A 19,107-nucleotide genomic window follows, 5' to 3' on the forward strand; every position below is an offset into this window, starting at 1 on the left:
TTGCTTCGCGAAGCTGCGTCAAGGAGTTAAACCCTTGTGAGGAGTGGTCGAATGCGAAAGATGGTCGCAACGGCATTGATCATGTTGGTAGCTTTGTTGGGCGGTTGTTCGGGGGACGGAGGCTCGACGGGGGACAAGCCGGGGAGCGGCGGCCCCCACGACGAAGAGTGGGAGTATGGTACCGGTTACGTTCTGGAGAAAGCGGACGGCAGGCTGCTCATCGTGTCGAAGGAGTTCGAAGCGGGAGCGACAAGCGAAGACGTATTGAAGCTGGGCTCGATAAAAGCGATTTGGCTGAAGGTCGATGCCGGCCCGTACGAGGAGGCTGCAATCGGAGACCATGTCCGGATTACCGTGGTCGGCGCGGTCGCGGAATCGTACCCCGAGCAAGGAACGGGCAGCATAGAGAAGATCAAGTAATGGCGCTCGACAAAGAGCGCTAACGTATGCGCTACTCAGAGCGCCATAGTCGTTTTTAACGCCCACAGCAGCTCGTTTGCCTACATTTTGTTAACGCCTACAGAAGCGCGTACGCCTGCTTTTTGACGCCATAGTCGTTAATAGCGTCTATGGCTGTTCACCAGAGTTACTATCCAATCCATCGGCGTTCTGAACGCCGATGGATTTTTTTCTGCGACTCCGTGCGGACCGATCGGCAACCCCTACGTCAACCGATACAACGCGAACGGCTCGCCCGACCGAAACGGGGCGCTGATCTCGTCCAGCCGCGCCAAGATCGCGTCGTCCGGCTGCAGCTCGAGGCTAGCCAGGTTGCTCCGCAGCTGCTCGACCCGCGTAGCGCCGACGATGACCGTCGAGACGGCGGGGCGGCGCAGCAGCCAGGCCAGCGACAACGCGGCTGGCGTCGTGCCAAGCTCCTCCGCGAGCGCCGCTACCTGCCGCGACAGCGTCACCGTTGCTTCGCCGAGGAAACGGCGGAAGCCGGGATCGGTGTCGGCGCGCGATCCGGCCGGCGCATCCTGCGGCGTGCCGTATTTGCCCGTCAGGATGCCGCCGGCTAGCGGAAAGTACGGGATGATGCCAAGTCCCTGGTCCTGGCACATCGGGATGAGCTCGCGCTCAGGCGTCCGGTCGGCCAGCGAATAGCTGGTCTGCATGGAGACGTAGCGGGCAAGTCCTAGACGGTCGCTGATGCCGACCGCCTTCATCAGCTCCCACGCGTGGTAGTTGGAAGCACCGATATAGCGCACCTTGCCGGAGCGCACCATGTCGTCGAGCGTCCGCAGCGTCTCCTCCAGCGGCGTCTCGGGATCGAACGTATGAATTTGGTACAAGTCCACATAGTCCGTTCCCAGCCTGCGTAGACTGCCCTCCAGTTCGCCCATTAGGTGCCTGCGGGAAGATCCGCGTTCATATACGCCCGATCCGCGCGGCAACCCCGCCTTGGTCGTCAGAACCGCTTCGTGCCTGCGACCCTTGAGCGCTTCCCCGATGATGCGTTCCGACTCCGTCCCTGCGTAAATATTGGCCGTATCGATAAAAGAAATGCCGGCGTCCAGCGCCGCGTGTATAATGTCGATGGACGTCCGCTCGTCGGCCCTCTTGCCGAAGGCGTTCGTACCCAGTCCAAGCGCGGATACCTTCAGTCCGCTTTCTCCCAACCTGCGATATGCCATAGTTTCAGCTCCTTCTTCCGCGGTTTATGCCGCAAACTTTGCTTTCTAAATAGTATAGCGAACGATCCACTGCGGGGACAAGCCGAGGGCAACAAGCCGCAGAGCAACATTGAACGTCAGCCTCGCGAGAGGTATAATCTCCGTGAAGAGACTCTAGGCACACCCTAGAACATCCAAGGAGGACATCCCATGCGTTTCGTCAGCAACAAGGGGATCACGGATCCCGCGATCAATCTCGCGCTGGAGGAGTATATTCTCCGTTCCTTGCCGAGCGAGCACGACTATTTGTTGTTTTACATAAACGAACCATCCATCATCATCGGCAAAAATCAGAACACCGTGGAGGAGATCAACGCCGAATACGTCGAGGCCAGCAAGCTGCACGTCGTGCGCAGGCTGTCGGGCGGCGGAGCCGTCTATCACGATCTCGGCAATCTGAATTTCAGCTTTATCATGCAGGATGACGGGGGTTCGTTCCATAACTTCAGGAAGTTCACGGAGCCCGTCGTTAAGGCGCTTCGCAAGCTGGGCGTGGAAGCGGAGCTGACGGGTCGTAACGACTTGCAGGTGGGAGAGCGCAAAATTTCCGGCAACGCGCAGTTCCACACGAGAGGCAAAATGTTCAGCCACGGCACGCTTCTCTTCGACTCGGAGATCGAGAACGTCGTATCCGCGCTCAAGGTCAACGCGGAGAAATACGTATCCAAGGCAACGAAATCCATTCGCAGCCGGGTTGCCAACATTTCAGAATTCCTTCCTGAGCCTATGACGGTGGAGCAATTCCGCGAGACGCTGCTGCAGTCCATCTTCGAGGATCGGGGCGGAGAACCTGCCGCGTATGAATTGACGGAAGCCGATTGGGAGAAGGTGCATAAGCTGGCTGATGAGCGGTATCGGAGCTGGGAATGGAACTACGGTCGTTCCCCTGCGTTTAACGTTCAGCAGCGCAAGCGGATCGAAGGCGTCGGCACATTCGACGTCCGGCTGCAGGTCGAAGACGGCAGCATTTCGGAAGCCGCGATCTACGGCGATTATTTCGGAAGAGGCGACAGCGCGGAGGTTGCGGCCAAGCTTGCGGGAACGAAGTATGACGCTGCGGCGCTCCGACAATTGACCGAGACGCTGGATCTTCCTTATTATTTTGGCCCCATTACGGAGGAACAGTGGTTAAGCCTTTTGATGTAAACCTCTGCGAAATCCGGCATTTATTCACTTATTAATTCTGGAAAGGAGCTGCGTCCGATGGTTACCATTCGTCCTCCTTGCTAATCCAGGGCATGTGCTCGTGCCCCGCCTCCAGCATGATGACAACCCGTCGCCATGTTTAAATAGAGAGGGGATTTAGAGTACAACCATGTCCAACGTTACCAAACTTTATATGATCCGTTTTTTCCAAAGCCTGATTCCGGCCTACGTGATCGAGCGTCTGTTCTGGGAAATGCGCGGCATGACGATTCCCATGGTCGTCATGACGGAAATTCTGTTCGCTCTGACGATTGTCGTGCTGGAAATTCCAACGGGCATAATTGCAGACAAATGGGGCAGGAAGCGCATGCTGCTCGTAGCTGCCGTCATCGGCTGCCTGGAGTTTTTGCTGCTCTTGTTTTCTACGGAGTTCTGGCATTTCGCCCTTGTTGTCCTCCTGACGGCGGTTGCCGCGTCCGCAAGCAGCGGAGCGGATAACGCGATGCTGTACGATTCGTTGAAGGAGGACGGCAGGCAATCGTCCTTCGAGCGAATAGTCGGGCGAATGAACGCGCTGGACATCGTATCCATTACGATTGCCGCATTATCCGGCAGTCTGTTGGCAGGGAAATTCGGCTTCTCCTTCAATTATTGGCTGTCCTTCGCCAGTATGCTGATCGCGCTGGGCTTTACGCTGACGCTTCGCGAGCCATCCAGAGGCGATGGCGAAGGAGAAGCCGCATCGTTTCCGATTGCCGTCTACGTAAAGGAATCGCTTGCGTTTTTCCGGCGGCATCCCGGCATCTATCCCGTCATTCTGACCGGCATCATGACGGGGGCGGCGATCAATTTTGTCGACGAGTTCTGGCAGCTGTATTTGGAGAGGCATGGCATCCCCGTAGCGGCCTTTGGCGTGTTCTCGGCGGCCTTGTTTTTCGCGCGGCTGCCAGGCAATCTTATCGCCTATAAGCTAAAGGAAGTCATGAAGCTGGGAACGCTGCTTATTCTTATTACTGCAGTGCTTGGGGCAGGCTTTGTATACCTGGCGTTAGCGCGGGATTGGACCGGCTTGATCGCCTTGTTTGCCGTTTGTGTCGCGGCGGGCGTCATTGAGCCGCTGGCTGCGGGGTATTTGCATCACCGAATCGATTCCGGCATGCGCGCGACGATCGATTCGTTCCAGTCGCTCGGCCTGAACGCCGCGCTGGTCGCAACGGGGATCGGCTTCGGCTACTTTGCTTCGGGAATGGATCTGTTCGGCGGCTTTGGCTTTATCGGCTTCGTCTGCGCCGTGTTCCTCCTTTATCTGCTGGCCATTGCGCGGCGAATCCGCTAGAGCATACCGGAATTCGTTGGGCGCAGGACTATTATTGCGGGCCAACGTCGCTCGGTCCCATGGAAGTGACGTTATCCCCTTCCGCCACAATGGCGCGAATGTGTCGGAAGATAACCTTGGCCGCGGCATACACCGGCACGACGAACAAGATGCCGACGAGGCCGGTCACGCTGCCCGCCGCCAAAATAAGCGCGATGACGGTAACGGGATGAATGTCCAGCGTGCGTCCCATAACTTGCGGAGAGATGAGATTGTTTTCGATCTGCTGAACCAGGACCGTAATCAATACGACGTACAGCGCTTTGACGGGATCCTGGAACAAGGCGACGAGCACGGCAGGGGCAGCTCCGATAAACGGACCGAAGAACGGAATGAGATTCGCCAGCATGCCAATGACGGCAAGCACAAGCGCGTATTCCAGTCCGATGATGGCATAACCCGCAAGCAGCAAGACGCCGACGATGAGACAAACGACCGCTTTGCCCCGAATGAAAGAAGCGATGGTCTCATCCAACTCCTGCAGCATGGCGGCAACGCGCGCGCGTCTGTTTGTCGGAGCGAGCTCCAGCAGCCTCGCCGAAAATTGATCGCCATCCTTTAAGGCGTAGAACAGGATGAACGGCACGAGACTCAACATGACGAGCGCGTTGCTCATCCAGCCGAAGGCCCGGACCAGACTGTTCGCGATGGAAGACGCGTACCGGTTCCATTCGGCGCCGAGATCCTGCGAGACATTCGGCAGCGCATCGCGGATTTCCGGCGACAGCGTTTCCTGGCTTTCTTTTAACGACTCCATGCCGTTCGATACGAACTTTACCATCTCGGGAACCTGCTCCACGAAGGTGAGGAACTGGGATTGCAGGAACGGTCCCGCCGTCAGCACGATAATGGTCAGCAGCAAGCCCGATGCCAGATAGACGAGAAGTACCGCGAAACCTCGCGGTACTTTTCGCCTTTCTAGCATACCTACGATGGGGCGGAGCATGTAATACATGATGACCGAAGCGGCGAACGGGAAAAACAATGCGTTAAAGATAGAGCCGATCGGCGCGAACAGCCCCCGGTTCAGATGGATCAGATAGAGAAGGAGCATCACCAATATCGCGCCGGCGAGTCTTCTGAACCATATATGTTGTCGCTGCGTCATAACGCGCGCACCCCCTGCGAATGTCTTTTTACCATTGTTAAACGAACGGTACTCATTCCAAACATCCCATGATGAAAAAAAAGGAACTTTCCGTATGCGAGAGGGAACATATAGGCAGAGGTGATCCTAGGTGAGCGATCCGAGCGAACATTATTTGCGTTATCTTGCGCCGGGCTATGATCGGACCGAAGTGTTGGAAGAGTTGATGGGGACTTACGGAGAAGAGGTCTGGCGCTTCGCATATTTCATGACCCGCCGGCGGGATGCAGCCGACGACATTGCTCAAGAAACTTTTATCGCGGCCTATGACGGGATGTACGCTTACAGAAGCGAGTCCAGTGTAAAAAGCTGGTTGTTCGGCATCGCGCGCAACAAGTCGCTCCATTATCTTCGCAGCGCCTTCTTCCGAAGAGTCAAGGCGATGGACAATTATTCGTTGAGCCGAAGCCTCGCCGGCGCGACCTCATCGGCGGAACAGGTTGTCATGGATCGAATGGAGGCAGGTGCTGTCTGGGCAACAGTGTTCAAGCTGAAGCGCAAGCACCGCGAAGTATTGGTCATGGCGTATCACTACGAGATGTCCATGGCTGAGATTGCCGCTGTACTGGGCGTAGCGGAAGGTACGGTCAAATCGAGGCTTTCCCGAGCCAAGCAAAGCATGTCCAAGCTGCTGGATGTTTCTCGAGACGAGGGGGAAATAGGATGAGGGCGAACGAATCGAATTGGCGGAACGCGCTAAAAGAAAACCCGTTCCCGGACGGGCAATTCGACGAAACGATTAAGCGAGCCGTACGTTCGCGAATCGGGAAGCGAGGGGGCGAGGGTATGAAGTTCAGGTCAGTCGCGTTCGTTTGCGCAGCGGCGATCCTGATAGTATTTGGCTTGTTTTACGCCCCGAACATGATAGGCCGGACTGATAATCCCGAGCATTTGGAGTCTAGAAACTCGTATTACGAGGGAGGCGAGCTGCTTCTCCAGGTATTTCCCGACCCGGAATTAAAGGCAGGCCGCGAGTATGGGTATCTTTTTCATTTCGCCAAGCTGGTGCAAAAAGAAATCGTAGGCAAGGAGCTTGCCATCGAAGCTATCCATTTGGGGTCCAATGAACGGGTAACGGCGCTTGCTCCGTTTATTGTGGGCGAGCCGAGTTCAGCAGAGTTGAACATGGAGCGTTACGTCGTACGTTGCGCACTTCCGATAGGCGGCCTTTGGCTATACGAGGTGAAGCTGGACGGCAGCAACTACGCGAGCGTCGTGCTTGAAGTCGGCGAACCGGATTGGACGCCAAGTCCGACATTTAAGTCAGGGAGCTACGAGATGAGGGGGATCGAGGGGAAGATCGGCTTTATCGATCCAGGATTTGTCGCAAGGAAACCTAACAAATATATGTGGCATGCATGGGGCGCGCCCTCGGAGCTGGAAGGCAGCTTCGAAGTGAAGGCGGTTAAACAGGGAACGCAGCAAATGATTTCCGTCATTGAGGGGCTAAGGTTTGGCGGGGCTATTAATGATGCCGATGCCAGCATACCCAGCAGCATGTCGCTGCCCGAACCGGGCGTATGGCGTCTCCTTCCATTCGTTGGAGGCCGATTAATGGAGAGCATCGTCGTCGAAGTGATGCCTCGGGAGACGCAATCGGTGACGACGGAGCAATTAAAGAAAGTAACGCCGGAGATGACGTTTGCAGAATTATTAGAGATAATCGGAGAGAGTGCGGATATCGGTTCCGGCAGAACGATCAGAGTATATAGACATACAGGCGGGACTGAGATCGTGCTCAATTACGTTAATGCAAGCGAGACAATTTATCCTGATATATACGACACGATCCAGAATATCATCCGGAATGAATAGCTTTTTCGCATGTGCGACAGATTTACGATGGCCCTATAAGGTTGCCCAAGCAGTCATTTAGCGATGACTGCTTGGGCTCTTTTTTTTGACCGCATAGCGATAAAACTCCCTGATGCTTCCGAAGCCGTTTCACTTTGAATCGCGCATTTCCTTCCTTTGGCGTGAAACATCTGCCGCGGCATCTCGTAATAAGGTATAATCAAATTCGCAATAGCTACAATCGAAGGAGGCCACTATCGTGGAACAAGGTCTGAATGTGGTATTAATGGAGAAATTGGCAACAGGCGAGCTTCGCAAGATTGAGGAGAGAGTCTGGTCGAAGAATATGATTACCGCGCTGGAGCATGTCAATTATATCGTCGTCGGCGATCGCGAATACGAGACGATCGAAGGGCGTTTGAACGTGGACCTGGGCAGCCTGGAGCTGCTGCTTGTCCCTATGCAGGCCTAAGCTGTACGAAAGCGACAGAAGCGATAGCAGCATTAGCAGGAGGAGGAGAGAGAATTGACTCACGAAGAGAAGCAACAATCTGGCAGCCCGGCTTCGCCGCGGTTATTTACATCCGAAGGCAAGCCGGTCAAAGTATTGTCCACATCGCTCGGCATTGCGCTGCTCGCAAGCTCCGTGTTCGGAGTTACGGGCGTATCCGCTACGGGAGCAACGACGACAAGCGGCGAACAGCCTAAACTTGTGTCCTGGTCGTCCGATGAGGTTAAGGCCTACTTCGACGCGAGCGTAGACTGGAGTTTGCCTATGCCGTCGCTGGAGGACGAAGAAGAAGAGCCCGTCGATTCTGGCGGCGGAGGAGGAAGCTCCCCGGCCGTCATCCATCATTACGGTTCCGGCTTCGGCTGGGACGATTTGCTCTTATATCATTTGCTCTTTAATAACGGCGGCAGCTACTCGTCGTCCGGCTACTATAAAAATCGTCCGGCTTATTATTCGACGAACAAGTCCCGGTATACGCCAAAGAGCTATACCAGCGACACGTTCCAGAACAAACAAGTCGCCGGCACGTCGGTCAAGCCTAAGACCTCCAGTACGAGCGGCACGATTACAAGACGTTCGACATCTTCTTCGCCTGGCGGCATCGGAGGCAAGTCCAGCAGTCTGAGCTCCTCGGGCTCCAAGAGCACGTCGAGCGGCAAGAGCAGCGGGTTCGGCGGATGACGAAGCCGGCGTTCGAGATTTTGACAGAGCCTCATCCCGATCGCGCTGCACGAGTCGATGCGCTAAAGGAGCTTGGCTTCGGCTGGGCGGATATCGAGGATGAACAATATTGGATCGACCAGATCGTCGCGCTCGACCGGAACGTGTACGAGGAGCTCCGCCAAGCTTCCGTCATGTTATGGCGCGTATTTGATAAAGCGGTTCGTCATATACATGGCAATCATGGCATCTACGAGTTGATCGGCATCCCCCCCATCCTATGGGAGATGGTCGACGGCACGCCGCTGCCCGAGCCCGGTTTTATTAGCCGCTATGCAAGGTTCGACTTCGCTATCGATCAAGACGGCACGATCAAGCTGCTGGAGCTAAATGCCGACACTCCGACCGGTTATGTCGAGGCCTCAATCGCGACGCCGTGGCTGTGCGGGGAAGCTGGAGTGGATACTGTCAACGCCGGAATGAAGGAGCTAGTCGCTGCCGCATGGGGCGAGGAACGTCCGGATACGGCGGCATGTGTCGCTTATGGAGAGCATGCGGAGGACTCCGGCACGATCGAAGCGTTAGTCCGGCATAGCGGGCTGGAAGTGGCGTGCAGAGATTGCCTGGAGCTGTACGTGGACGAAGGCGAACTAAAGGACGCCGGAGGACGCGTCATTGAGCGGATGTTCGCCCTATATCCCAAGGAATGGATGGCGGTGGACGAGGGCGGAGATGCTTTGGCTTATTCCATCGAGACCGGGAAGCTGAAACTGTTCAACCTGCCGCCGGCTATTCTGCTCCAGACGAAAGGTCTTATGGCGGTTGTCTGGGGATTGTATGAGCTTGGGCAATTGTTCGATGAAGAAGAAAGGAACGCGATCGGGCGTTATTTCCTGCCTACTTACAACAAACCCGTCTTCGACGGAAGCTACGTATCCAAGTCCATGTTCGGACGGGAGGGCGGTTCCGTGCGCCTGTTCGACGAGTCCGGGGGATTGGAGCTGGAGGATCAGGACGGTTACGATACAAGCGTGCTGTTCCCGACGGTATACCAGAAGCGAGCGAAGCTGGCGACCGTGCATACATCGCGCGGCGAGCTGCACCTGCTTATCGGCATGTTCGTCATTAACGGCCAGCCCTGCGGCTTGCTGGGACGGGGAGGCGGTCCCATCACGGGGAATACCAGCCATTATATCCCGATAGGAGTGAGATAGATGACAGAGCTACACATGGCAAAGAAAAGGCGAAAACCAAAATTCGGCATACTAGTGGCGGCTCCGGTATTGGCGCTGGCGCTGGTTCTCGCGGGTTGTTCCACGAACACCCAGTCCGTCTTCCATACCGACTCGTCGGCGAATTCATCGACGGTCAGCGACGTGGCGCAAGTGCCATGGGATTACAAGATCGTGGAAGGGACGGTCGGCGATCTGATTGGCAGCGACATGACCATTTTGCCGGACAATACACTTATGCCCAATGACAATAATTATGCAACGGGCGATAAAATTTGGGGCCTGCAGTTCATGGACGCCGAGATCAAAACGGATGCCCAAAAGCGCAACGAGATTCGGTTGTCCGCATGGCGGACAATCAAGACGTTCAAGGATGAGAACTCGGCGAAAGCCGATATGGATAATTTGAAGCTGCTGCTGACTACAGAGGTTGATCTTGTCGGCGTCTACAAGACGGAATACAACGGGGAAGTGCGTAACTTTGCCGTCGTGGAGCTGCCAACGGGCAACCGGATGAAGCAGCCGATCGACGATAAGCGTTACGATGCGCTCGCCAAGGCGAAGACGGTTAACGTTTATTTGGAAGAAGTACATGATTTCGCGGATTATGATCTGGCGTATGCAAAATTTCGGGGGTGGGCCAATTGACGGTCGTCTTTAATATTGTCGTTAGCGTTATCGTTATTATCGGTTTGCAGTTAATTGGGATGGTCGTATTTAATTGGATTACGCCGTTTAAGGACATGGAGGAGCTGCGCAAAGGAAATGTCGCCGTCGGCCTCGCGCTTGGCGGGAAATTCATCTCGACTGCGATCGTACTCGGGGTTTCGGCGTATACGAACTCATCGATCTGGTTCATGATATTGTGGTTCGTGATCGGTTATGTGTGTCTGCTTGCGGCCTATCTCATATTCGATCTGTTTACGCCCGGCTTCAAAGTATCGGATCAGTTGGTCAAGGGCAACGTAGCCGTGGGCATTATGTTGTTCTGCGTTTATCTGGGCTTCGCGTTCGCCATCAGCAGCTTGATTATTTAGAGCTTCTTATCCAAACAACAACGCCTCGGCAGCAACCGAGGCGTTGTTGTTATTTTATAGCCGAACGAACGTCGTAATCGGCAGGATCCAGCTCCGGCTGGCGTCCGAGCGCCAACAGGGCAAGCTGGCAGCCCAGATAAGGGCCGGCTGTCAATCCCGACGAGCCTAGTCCGTTAGCGGTTAGCAATCCTTCCCAGCCGGGGACGGCCCCAAAGACGGGGAGAAACCCCGGTGTAAACGGGCGGAAGCCGACCCTCGTCTCAACAAGCTCGGCATTGGCAAGGCCGGGAGCGGCAACCAGCGCTTTGTTCAGAATTTCCTGCAAGCCCCCGGCAGTCACCCTTGTATCATCGCCATCCGGATCGTTTTCATGGGTGGCGCCAACTACGATTTTGCCGCCGTCGAACGCGAGCATATATTGGTCGGAGGGAGGCATAACTACCGGCCAGCTTCCTGTGTCAGGCCGATCTTGGAGGCGGAGATGGGCGATCTGCGCCTTCTGCCTGCTGACTCGCATCGTAATACCCAGCGGCTGCAGCAATGGTCCGGCCCAAGCGCCGGCACATACAATCACCGCGTCGGCAGCGACAAAACGATCCTGCTCGGGATGAGATCCGCTTCCGTGCTTCCATCTTGCGGTCTCGGGTGAATCGACGACTGGACTTGCATCTGCGATAGTCGCACCAATAACCCGGCTGCCTTCGAAGGCAAGCGCGGCGCTGCCCTCCCGGTAATGCGCCCCAAGCTTGACCGCTGCGCGAATCAGCGCATCTCTGAGAGCTCGGCCATCGACGCGCGCCGCACCGCTGATTCGAACGGAGCGGCTGCCTTCCGCAAGCGGAGGGAACTGCGACAGCGTCATCTCCTCATCGCACAGATCAATCTCGCCGATCTCGGGAGCGTCCTCCTTGCGTTTGCGGGCGAGCGACTCCAGCGCGGAGAGCTTCTCCGCGTCTTGGCGCAAATGAAGGGCCCCTACGCGGGAATAACCCGTCTCGGTTTCGCCAAGCTCCTCGAGCTCGCGGATAAGGCCGGGATAGAAACTCGCCCCGTTTTTGACCAAGCGGTACCAGACGGCATTGCGCCGCTGCGATACCCAGGGACAGATGATGCCTGCGGCTGCATCCGTCGCTTGTCCCTTGTCCTTCCTGTCTATGATAAGCGTCTCCGCTCCCAGCTTTGCCAGATGATAAGCCGTAGAAGCTCCCGCGATCCCCGCTCCAATAACGATACATTTCATAATAGCCGCAACCCTTCCGACATTCTCATTCTATTATAGCCCATTTGTCATATAGCGCCAGAAGCGACGTCGACCTCGATCGTCATCGCATCATCAGCTGCAAATCTGCAAACAAAAAGCTCTCCATCCTAGTTGGAAAGAGAGCTTGGAAAATAAGGCGGGATCAAACATTCTACGGCGTCGGCTTGCCTTCTAGCACTTCAACGTCGGCAGCGAGCACCGATTCGCCTTCGTAGATCATAAAACGTCCGTCGAGCCATTCGACGCGAAGCAGCTTGCGGTCGTCGGACTGGTAACGCCAGACGGATTGCTCGCCGCCTTGCATAAAGGGAGTCTTGCCAACCGTTGTGACATGCTCGGCGTAATGCTCCTCCATATGATACGTGCGTCCGTCCAAATCCAGCGTCATAGGCACTTCGGTGATACTGTCAAGCCTGCCGTCGATGGGAGAAAAAAACGAATAGGCGTTAGTCTCGCGTTCCTCCACGAGCAAGTAGCTCAGCTCCGCGCCATCCTGCAGCGTCAGCATCGTCGTGCGGCGACGGCTGCTCAGGACGCGGCCGATCACATGGTAAGTGACGAGGGATACCTCGCATATGTCGCCGGGGCCGGTCGCTAGAATGCTGCGAGCCGCGACCGGCGGTTCCGGACGCTTCATGATGCCTTTCAGTCGTTTGAATATGCTCATATCGTCAACCGTCGATTCTTAGTTTTTTTCGTATTGCTTGAGCAGTGCCGCGAGCTCGTCTTCGACCGCTTTGTTTTTGCCAAGGTTGGCGAACTCGTCGTCGAGCGACTTGCCTTTGGATGCAGCCAGATCGTTAGTTGCCTCCGCCATGGCTTCCGCCTGGAGCATCTTCTCCTCCATGCGTTTCATGCCTGCCGCAGCTGTGCCGGAGCCGAAGCCCGACATTGTTTTGTTGATCTGCGTCTGCGTCTTGGCCGCTTGGTAACGGGCAACAAGCGTCTCGCGTTTGTTCTTCATGTCTTCCAGTTGCTTGCGCATCTCATCCAGCTTGGCGCGAAGATTGTTGGCAAGCAGTTGGTTGTCCGCATAAGCTTCCTTGTATTCCACCATCTTTTTCTCGACGGATTGTTTGTCTTCGAGCACGCGGCGTGCGAGGTCGACATTGCCTTCCTGAACGGCGATTTGAGCCTGCTCGGAACGTTTGACGAACAGCGCCTCCTGCTCCTCGTACAGCTTTTTGAACTTTTTCTCGAGAGCGATCTGGGAAGCAACGGCTTTCTCGGCGTCTTGCAGATCTTCCGTCATATCGCGAATGTATTGGTCGGTCAGCTTGATCGGATCCTCGGCTTTCTCGATCAGGGAGTATACGTTGGAGAGAGTCAGGTCGCGCAATCTTTTGAACAAGGACATGTGATAACCTCCATTAATTTTTGATTTTTTTTGAAATATAAGAAAGTATAAGTTTTTTCACTATACCGTGCTTATATTTCCCGGAATGAAACGAGCCGCTCAACCAAAGGGCGTTGCAGCCGTTTCGCCTTGGATGTCTAGTTATACGCAATACCATTATAATACGTTTCAACGGATTGAAGGGAGAGTAGAAATATGTTTTTTTGTACGCGTAGGGGAGGTGCCCGACTGCCGCTGTCTGCGGATAAAGAAATCTGCTGGCGTTTAAGCAGGGGCATTACAGGGTAAGAAGGGTGCATGGTTCAAGTTCAGCCGCAATTCCCGAGCTCTAAGATGAGAGCAGCTTCAGGTCATCATCGGTGATATCTCCGTCCCGGATGTTCGTAACCGCTCGACGGAATGTCGAATGAGGGAACGAAGATCAGGAGATAGTAGACAGAGTAAGGAGGGAGGAATAGGCATGACGTTAACGCATGAGCAGCGGATCCAACTGCATGGCTTCAATAATTTGACCAAATCGCTCAGCTTCAATATGTACGACATCTGTTACACCAAGACGCGCGAGGAACGGGAATCGTACATTGCTTATATTGACGAGCAATACAACTCGGACCGCCTGACGTCGATTCTTCGCCAAGTGGCCGACATCATCGGAGCGCATGTGCTTAATGTGGCCAAGCAGGATTACGTGCCCCAAGGGGCAAGCGTGACCATTCTCGTCTCGGAAGGACCTATCGTTGAAGTGCCTGAAGAATCGTTCGAGGAGTCGCCGGGGCCGCTGCCGTCCATGGTCGTCATGGCGCTGGACAAGAGCCACATTACCGTACATACGTATCCCGAATATCATCCCGACGAAGGCATCAGCACGTTCCGCGCGGATATCGACGTATCTACCTGCGGAGAGATTTCGCCTCTCAAGGCGCTTAACTATCTCATCCACTCCTTCGACACGGACATTATGATGATCGACTACAAGGTACGGGGCTTCACTCGCGATATTTTTGGCAAAAAGCTGTTTATCGACCACGAGATCAATTCCATCCAGAACTATATTCCGGAGGAAGAAGGCCGTCAGTTCGATATGATCGACGTCAATATTTATCAGGAGAATCTGTTCCATACCAAATGCAGGCTCAAGCAGTTCGACTTGAACAATTATTTGTTCGGCTATACGAAGGACTCTCTGTCCAAAGAGGAACAGGATGAAATTACGGAACGTCTTAAGACGGAGATGGACGAGATTTTTTATCACATTGGAAGATGACCAAGAAATACCCAATATAATGAAATGAGGTGCGAATATGACTTCTTCCACGACCAAAAAACAGGTGCTTCCTCCGCAGAACCAATCGCGGCAGCCGGGCATTGAATCGCAAATGAATCCATTGCCCGCGTTCGAATCGCTGAATTACAAGGCAGCCGGCAAGCTGGAGGGCAAGGTGGCTCTTATTACGGGCGGGGACAGCGGCATTGGCAGAGCGGTATCCGTTGCCTATGCGAAGGAGGGCGCTTCGGTTTGCATCGTCTATAAGGACGAGCACGGTGATGCCGAGCAGACGAAGGAAATCGTAACGGGTCTCGGAGCGCGTTGCCTGCTGATCGCTGGCGATATTGGAGACGAAGCGTTCGCGAAGGATGTTTTGAAGCAAACGATTGATGAATTCGGCAAGCTGGACATTCTGGTCAATAATGCGGCCGAGCAGCATGTAAGGAAGAAGCTGCAGGATATTACGGCCGAGCAGCTTCATGCCACATTCCGCACGAACGTGTTCAGCATGTTCTACCTGACGATCGCGGCGCTGCCGCATCTGAAATCGGGGAGCGCAGTCATTAATACAGCATCGATTACCGCATACAAAGGCAATCCGACGCTGATCGACTACTCCTCCACAAAAGGAGCGATCGTCTCATTTACTCGCGCGCTCGCGTCCAATCTTGCGGCGGAAGGCATCCGCGTAAACGGCGTTGCGCCGGGACCGATCTGGACGCCGCTCATACCGGCGTCGTTCGACCCGCAGAGCGTATCGGAGTTCGGCTCCGACACGCCGATGGGACGGCCCGGGCAGCCGTTCGAGCTGGCCGCCGCATACGTGTATCTGGCATGCGACGACTCCAGCTACATGACGGGGCAAATGCTGCACATTAACGGCGGCGAAATCGTAAACGGCTAGGTAGCCGCCAGCTCCGCAGGCAAGGTAGAGGGCGCTGCTCGTGCAGTTGCCGGCGTGACCAACGAAGTCGCTTGAAACGGCAAGCACTCCACATGTGTGGAGTGCTGTTCACTGTTCGTTTGGAAAGGGAAAACAGAATGAGAAGATCATACAGATAGGGCGGGTATGGTGTACCACTCTTCTTGATTCGCTGTTTAACCAATAACGAACCATCGTAGAACCTAATTACGGAGGTTAACCGTTAAGACCTTTCAATCTTACCGCTCATGGGTGAGTTGGCGGCACTAAGCAGCTCCTCAGTATATTTCCCAGTGAATAACCCTCAATCATGAATTCAATGAAACGAACTCCCGCTTACTGCTATCGTCCAACGTTTCAGCAAGCTTCTTCAGTTCCTTTATATCCATGGGCACACCACCTCCAAACAATGATATCACCCCTATTATAGAACGTTAGTTCGTATATATCGGATATCAACATTTAGGTTTAACATAGCCTATGCAAAAGTACAGTTATATTTTCTCTAGGCCTCTTATGACCGTCGCTACATGCAGAACGTACTGTTAAATTAATGGTTTTTGGGAAAACGAGCGGTTTGATTGACATTTAAGTGCAGTTTTGCAGGTAATCTCCCTGAAACGGGCGTGGTATTCCAAAATAACTGTAGTTCTGCAGGTCATTGTTGTATCGGCTGTTTTGAAAACTGCTTAGATTTAATAAGGGCTACCTCGTCCACCACCTGTCAGCAGGCGGGAGTGGAGGAGGTAACCCTTTTTGCGTATATGGGAGTATATCATTTCGCCTTACGTCGTAGCCGTTTCACCTTGGATAATTGGCTGGCATCTGCCTTCGTCGCGGAATGATCCATATCTTGCGGCGTCTTGGCCTACGGCTCCCGAACGAGCAGCTCCTCAAGCAGCTCGGCAATGGATGCCGGGGCCTGCTTCTCTACCAAATACGCGTGCGGTCCGGAGGGATCATCCACCCAACCGTTGGCGCCGCTTTCCGGATCAACGATGATACGTCCGCGCACGATATCCCAATATGGAGCTGCTCCACGGGCGGCATACAGCACGCCGGTTAGATCCCAGCTCGGTCGCGTCGGTTCCTCCCCGAGGTGGGCGGCGTAGCTGCGGCGCACGGGATGCTCATCTGGCGCTTCTGCGAGCAGCCGTGCTCCGGTAGGAATGGCGGCGCCTATTTCGTAGCCGGTAAAGGTGATAGACGTGGGCCAGTTGGCGCAAACGTAAGCGGCGGACCCCGGATGCATCTCGAAGTTCCATTCCTTTCCCGCAGGGAAGTGGCCGCCCATCACGATGAGATGCTTAACCTTGAGCGCGGCGAGCTCCGCGCCGGTAAGCCGCGAGACGGCGTCAGCTTCTGGGTCTGCGTCTGCAAGCAACAGATGCATCAGATTAATGAGCGGACCGATCGCGACGATGACGACGCTCCCGTCCTCCGCTTCTGCAAGCAATTGGCGGTAGAGGGATGTGGCGTCTGGTACAGACCGTCCTTCGGGATAACGGTTGTGGCATGACGTTGCAATAATTCGATTGTATTTCTCATATGGCTCTCCCACTAGGAAACCGGGAGCTTCTAATGTGCCAACCGGGATGTCGCCTCGGCCATAGTACACATTGATCGCGTCCAGACAGCCGGCTCCCCACGGGCTTGATGTGTTATGCATCATTCCTACCGTGCGAAGCTGCCCCTCAGACTGCAGAGCGTGCAAGACAGCTACGGCGCCGGCATCGTCGCAGTCCGGTCCGATATCCGTATCCAGGATGATGGGAACAGGACCCTCGGCAAGCATGTAGAATGCTGGCTTCGCTTCTGTCGTCATCGGTTGTCACTTCCTTCTGGCATGGCCGGGACGGCGGGAAGTCGCAGCAGAGCTTGCTGTCTTAGAAAGGTATCAAGCTCGCTCTTGGACGGCATGGCCGATTGGGCTCCGACTTGCCGGATCGCGAGCGCGCCGACGGCGTTGCCTATGCCGACAGCCTCCTCGGGCGTGCTTCCTGTGGCTAACGCATAGGCGAAGCCGGCATTGAAGCAATCGCCCGCGCCTGTTGTATCAACGGGCTCCGATGGATACGCAGCGATATGCTGCAAATCGACATCGCGGATGAGATATGCGCCGTCGGCACCGGCCTTCGCCACGATCGTATTCACGCCTTTGCGAAGCAGGATGTTCGCGGCTTCCTTCAACTGCAGCACGTATTGCTGATGGCGGCCTGCATAATATTTGATTTCCGTCTCGTTCGGCGTCATGTAATCGATATATTTGAAGATGGCGTCAGGCAATTGGGAAGCTGGAGCGGGGTCCAGAATTACCGTCTTGCCGGCTCCTTTCAGCCGTTTGATTGCGTAAGCGACTGTACCGATCGGCACTTCCAGCTGGAACAAGAAAATGTCCGCTTCGAGCAACTGCTCCCAACATTCGTCGATGTCAGAGGGTGTTAGCAGCCCGTTAGCTCCAGGTGAAATAATGATCTGGTTTTCTCCCTGGGGGTCGACCAGAATCATCGCCGTACCTGTCGCGGCATCTTGTTCGACCCGAATGCCGGCCGTATCTACGCCGTTCATGCGCAGGTGGCGGATGTAGTCGCTGCCGTGAATGTCGCCGCCGACCTTGCCCACCATGCTAACGTTTGCCCCGAGAAGCCCTAACGCGATAGCTTGATTGCCTCCCTTGCCGCCAAAGAAGGTGGAATAACCGACGGATGTCAGGGTTTCACCTGGGAGCGGGAAGCGCTCAACGGCGGCTACTAAGTCGATGTTTAAACTTCCTATAACGCATATGGATTTCATGTATCTCTCTCCTATCCTGCTCTGCTAAATAGTCTATTCTTTGACCGATCCCATTACGATTCCATGAATGAAGAAGCGCTGAAGGAAGGGGTAGACGACGAGAATCGGCAGCGATGCCAATATAATTTGGGCCGAGATCGAATTCCGATTCGTCAGCGATGCCATGACCGTCTGCTGGTCCGCATTAATCAGATTACGGGATGCGAGAACAACATGCAGATAGGTCTGCAAGGGGTAGTTCGCAGTGTCGTTCATGAAGATCAATCCGTCAAACCAGGAATTCCAATGCCCGACCACGCTGAACAGCGTAACGGTTGCGATGACTGGCATAGACAGCGGGATGAAGATACTCGTCATGATACGATATTGAGACGCCCCGTCCACCAGCGCGGCTTCCTCTAGTTCTTTGGGCAGCTGCCGCATGAAATTGACCATCAAGATGACATTGAATACCGGTACAGCTCCCGGAAGCACGAGCGCCCAGATCGTATTGATCAGATTCAGCTCGTTGATGATCATGTACATCGGAATGAGACCGCCGCTGAACAGCATCGTGAAAACAAGGAACCAGATGTAGATATTGCGTCCGCGGAAGTAGGAGCTTTCCTTTGACAGCGGATAAGCGAGCATAATCGTCAGGAGGAAGTTCAGCAGGCCGCCGACCAATACGCGCAGCGAGGACATACCAAAGGCGTCCCAGAACTTGCCCATCTGGAGAATCGTTTTATAAGAGTCCATGGTAAATTCGATGGGAAGCAGGCCGACCGAGAACTTGGAAGCCGGTCCCTCTCCGCTAAGCGATACCATGGCGATATGCCAAATAGGGAGGAGGCACAGCAACGAGATGAGGGCGAGACCAACGTAATTGAAAATATCGAAGGGCTGGAGTTTGTTCAGCCGTCCGTTCATGAGAATACCCCCGATCCATA

General features: G+C 54.8%; 20 protein-coding genes. 12 read left to right on the forward strand and 8 right to left on the reverse strand.

Going from position 1 to position 19,107, the window contains the following annotated elements:
- The first annotated feature begins 51 nt into the window (after positions 1–51).
- Positions 52–420: a DUF3221 domain-containing protein gene (locus H7F31_RS09440; protein WP_187103941.1), complete on the forward strand. Its 369-nt coding sequence runs from the start codon at positions 52–54 to the stop codon at positions 418–420.
- A 242-nt stretch (positions 421–662) separates the two neighbouring features.
- Here the strand turns inward: H7F31_RS09440 and H7F31_RS09445 are convergent, their stop codons facing one another.
- On the reverse strand, positions 663–1,637 hold the full coding sequence (locus tag H7F31_RS09445) for an aldo/keto reductase (RefSeq protein ID WP_187103942.1): 975 nt from the start codon (positions 1,635–1,637) through the stop codon (positions 663–665).
- A gap of 189 nt (positions 1,638–1,826) precedes the next feature.
- On the opposite strand from H7F31_RS09445, the gene H7F31_RS09450 reads away from it, so the two are divergent.
- Both H7F31_RS09450 and H7F31_RS09455 read left to right on the forward strand, forming a co-directional pair.
- Positions 1,827–2,822, forward strand: a complete 996-nt coding sequence (locus H7F31_RS09450) for a lipoate--protein ligase (RefSeq protein WP_087572312.1) — start codon at positions 1,827–1,829, stop codon at positions 2,820–2,822.
- Between the two features lie 169 nt (positions 2,823–2,991).
- A complete protein-coding gene (locus H7F31_RS09455; RefSeq protein ID WP_187103943.1) occupies positions 2,992–4,158 on the forward strand; it encodes an MFS transporter in 1,167 nt (388 codons plus the stop codon).
- 31 nt (positions 4,159–4,189) lie between these two features.
- On the opposite strand, the gene H7F31_RS09460 is transcribed toward H7F31_RS09455, so the two are convergent.
- Complete coding sequence (locus H7F31_RS09460) at positions 4,190–5,305, reverse strand: AI-2E family transporter (RefSeq protein ID WP_187103944.1); 1,116 nt, start codon at positions 5,303–5,305, stop codon at positions 4,190–4,192.
- A gap of 130 nt (positions 5,306–5,435) precedes the next feature.
- Between H7F31_RS09460 and H7F31_RS09465 the strand changes: the two genes are divergently transcribed.
- The 7 genes from H7F31_RS09465 to H7F31_RS09495 all read left to right on the forward strand — a co-directional run bounded on the left by H7F31_RS09465 (position 5,436) and on the right by H7F31_RS09495 (position 10,578).
- A complete protein-coding gene (locus H7F31_RS09465) occupies positions 5,436–6,011 on the forward strand; it encodes an RNA polymerase sigma factor (RefSeq protein WP_261800364.1) in 576 nt (191 codons plus the stop codon).
- Positions 6,008–7,159, forward strand: coding sequence for a DUF4871 domain-containing protein (locus tag H7F31_RS09470; protein ID WP_187103945.1), 1,152 nt, complete (start codon positions 6,008–6,010; stop codon positions 7,157–7,159). The genes H7F31_RS09465 and H7F31_RS09470 overlap by 4 nt, the downstream gene beginning before the upstream one ends.
- 238 nt (positions 7,160–7,397) lie before the next feature.
- Positions 7,398–7,610 (forward strand): hypothetical protein, encoded by a 213-nt coding sequence (locus H7F31_RS09475; RefSeq protein WP_187103946.1) that lies wholly within the window; start codon positions 7,398–7,400, stop codon positions 7,608–7,610.
- Between the two features lie 54 nt (positions 7,611–7,664).
- Complete coding sequence (locus tag H7F31_RS09480; RefSeq protein WP_187103947.1) at positions 7,665–8,330, forward strand: hypothetical protein; 666 nt, start codon at positions 7,665–7,667, stop codon at positions 8,328–8,330.
- Complete coding sequence (locus H7F31_RS09485) at positions 8,327–9,523, forward strand: glutathionylspermidine synthase family protein (protein ID WP_187103948.1); 1,197 nt, start codon at positions 8,327–8,329, stop codon at positions 9,521–9,523. The genes H7F31_RS09480 and H7F31_RS09485 overlap by 4 nt, the downstream gene beginning before the upstream one ends.
- Positions 9,524–10,189: a hypothetical protein gene (locus H7F31_RS09490; protein WP_261800365.1), complete on the forward strand. Its 666-nt coding sequence runs from the start codon at positions 9,524–9,526 to the stop codon at positions 10,187–10,189.
- The gene (locus tag H7F31_RS09495) at positions 10,186–10,578 is read left to right on the forward strand and encodes a DUF350 domain-containing protein (protein WP_187103949.1); all 393 of its coding nucleotides are present in this window, start codon (positions 10,186–10,188) and stop codon (positions 10,576–10,578) included. Before H7F31_RS09490 ends, H7F31_RS09495 begins: the two co-directional genes overlap by 4 nt.
- Before the next feature lie 49 nt (positions 10,579–10,627).
- Here H7F31_RS09495 and H7F31_RS09500 read toward each other — a convergent pair whose 3' ends face one another.
- The 3 genes from H7F31_RS09500 to H7F31_RS09510 all read right to left on the reverse strand — a co-directional run bounded on the left by H7F31_RS09500 (position 10,628) and on the right by H7F31_RS09510 (position 13,196).
- On the reverse strand, positions 10,628–11,821 hold the full coding sequence (locus H7F31_RS09500) for an NAD(P)/FAD-dependent oxidoreductase (RefSeq protein WP_187105283.1): 1,194 nt from the start codon (positions 11,819–11,821) through the stop codon (positions 10,628–10,630).
- Positions 11,822–11,990: 169 nt separating this feature from the next.
- Positions 11,991–12,506, reverse strand: coding sequence for a DUF4178 domain-containing protein (locus H7F31_RS09505; protein ID WP_187103950.1), 516 nt, complete (start codon positions 12,504–12,506; stop codon positions 11,991–11,993).
- An 18-nt stretch (positions 12,507–12,524) separates the two neighbouring features.
- Positions 12,525–13,196, reverse strand: coding sequence for a PspA/IM30 family protein (locus tag H7F31_RS09510; RefSeq protein WP_187103951.1), 672 nt, complete (start codon positions 13,194–13,196; stop codon positions 12,525–12,527).
- Positions 13,197–13,656: 460 nt separating this feature from the next.
- Between H7F31_RS09510 and speD the strand changes: the two genes are divergently transcribed.
- Both speD and H7F31_RS09520 read left to right on the forward strand, forming a co-directional pair.
- On the forward strand, positions 13,657–14,460 hold the full coding sequence (gene speD, locus H7F31_RS09515) for an adenosylmethionine decarboxylase (RefSeq protein ID WP_187103952.1): 804 nt from the start codon (positions 13,657–13,659) through the stop codon (positions 14,458–14,460).
- 37 nt (positions 14,461–14,497) lie between these two features.
- Positions 14,498–15,367: an SDR family oxidoreductase gene (locus tag H7F31_RS09520; protein WP_087572299.1), complete on the forward strand. Its 870-nt coding sequence runs from the start codon at positions 14,498–14,500 to the stop codon at positions 15,365–15,367.
- 886 nt (positions 15,368–16,253) lie between these two features.
- On the opposite strand, the gene H7F31_RS09525 is transcribed toward H7F31_RS09520, so the two are convergent.
- The 3 genes from H7F31_RS09525 to H7F31_RS09535 are packed head-to-tail and all read right to left on the reverse strand — an operon-like array spanning position 16,254 to position 19,087.
- Positions 16,254–17,210: a nucleoside hydrolase gene (locus tag H7F31_RS09525; protein WP_187103953.1), complete on the reverse strand. Its 957-nt coding sequence runs from the start codon at positions 17,208–17,210 to the stop codon at positions 16,254–16,256.
- Positions 17,207–18,178, reverse strand: coding sequence for a ribokinase (gene rbsK, locus H7F31_RS09530; protein WP_187103954.1), 972 nt, complete (start codon positions 18,176–18,178; stop codon positions 17,207–17,209). The genes H7F31_RS09525 and rbsK overlap by 4 nt, the downstream gene beginning before the upstream one ends.
- A 33-nt stretch (positions 18,179–18,211) precedes the next feature.
- The gene (locus tag H7F31_RS09535; protein ID WP_087572296.1) at positions 18,212–19,087 is read right to left on the reverse strand and encodes a carbohydrate ABC transporter permease; all 876 of its coding nucleotides are present in this window, start codon (positions 19,085–19,087) and stop codon (positions 18,212–18,214) included.
- Between the last annotated feature and the right edge of the window lie 20 nt (positions 19,088–19,107).

This window comes from Paenibacillus sp. PAMC21692, assembly GCF_014303795.1.
GTDB classification, from domain to species: domain Bacteria; phylum Bacillota; class Bacilli; order Paenibacillales; family Paenibacillaceae; genus Pristimantibacillus; species Pristimantibacillus agaridevorans.

What these genes read in the sequence shown, in the direction of transcription:
- H7F31_RS09440 (WP_187103941.1), top strand. Translation starts at nt 52, where the DNA reads ATGCGAAAGATGGTCGCAACGGCATTGATCATGTTGGTAGCTTTGTTG.
- H7F31_RS09445 (WP_187103942.1), bottom strand. Translation starts at nt 1,637, where the DNA reads ATGGCATATCGCAGGTTGGGAGAAAGCGGACTGAAGGTATCCGCGCTT.
- H7F31_RS09450 (WP_087572312.1), top strand. Translation starts at nt 1,827, where the DNA reads ATGCGTTTCGTCAGCAACAAGGGGATCACGGATCCCGCGATCAATCTC.
- H7F31_RS09455 (WP_187103943.1), top strand. Translation starts at nt 2,992, where the DNA reads ATGTCCAACGTTACCAAACTTTATATGATCCGTTTTTTCCAAAGCCTG.
- H7F31_RS09460 (WP_187103944.1), bottom strand. Translation starts at nt 5,305, where the DNA reads ATGACGCAGCGACAACATATATGGTTCAGAAGACTCGCCGGCGCGATA.
- H7F31_RS09470 (WP_187103945.1), top strand. Translation starts at nt 6,008, where the DNA reads ATGAGGGCGAACGAATCGAATTGGCGGAACGCGCTAAAAGAAAACCCG.
- H7F31_RS09485 (WP_187103948.1), top strand. Translation starts at nt 8,327, where the DNA reads ATGACGAAGCCGGCGTTCGAGATTTTGACAGAGCCTCATCCCGATCGC.
- H7F31_RS09490 (WP_261800365.1), top strand. Translation starts at nt 9,524, where the DNA reads ATGACAGAGCTACACATGGCAAAGAAAAGGCGAAAACCAAAATTCGGC.
- H7F31_RS09505 (WP_187103950.1), bottom strand. Translation starts at nt 12,506, where the DNA reads ATGAGCATATTCAAACGACTGAAAGGCATCATGAAGCGTCCGGAACCG.
- H7F31_RS09510 (WP_187103951.1), bottom strand. Translation starts at nt 13,196, where the DNA reads ATGTCCTTGTTCAAAAGATTGCGCGACCTGACTCTCTCCAACGTATAC.
- speD (WP_187103952.1), top strand. Translation starts at nt 13,657, where the DNA reads ATGACGTTAACGCATGAGCAGCGGATCCAACTGCATGGCTTCAATAAT.
- H7F31_RS09520 (WP_087572299.1), top strand. Translation starts at nt 14,498, where the DNA reads ATGACTTCTTCCACGACCAAAAAACAGGTGCTTCCTCCGCAGAACCAA.
- H7F31_RS09525 (WP_187103953.1), bottom strand. Translation starts at nt 17,210, where the DNA reads ATGACGACAGAAGCGAAGCCAGCATTCTACATGCTTGCCGAGGGTCCT.
- rbsK (WP_187103954.1), bottom strand. Translation starts at nt 18,178, where the DNA reads ATGAAATCCATATGCGTTATAGGAAGTTTAAACATCGACTTAGTAGCC.
- H7F31_RS09535 (WP_087572296.1), bottom strand. Translation starts at nt 19,087, where the DNA reads ATGAACGGACGGCTGAACAAACTCCAGCCCTTCGATATTTTCAATTAC.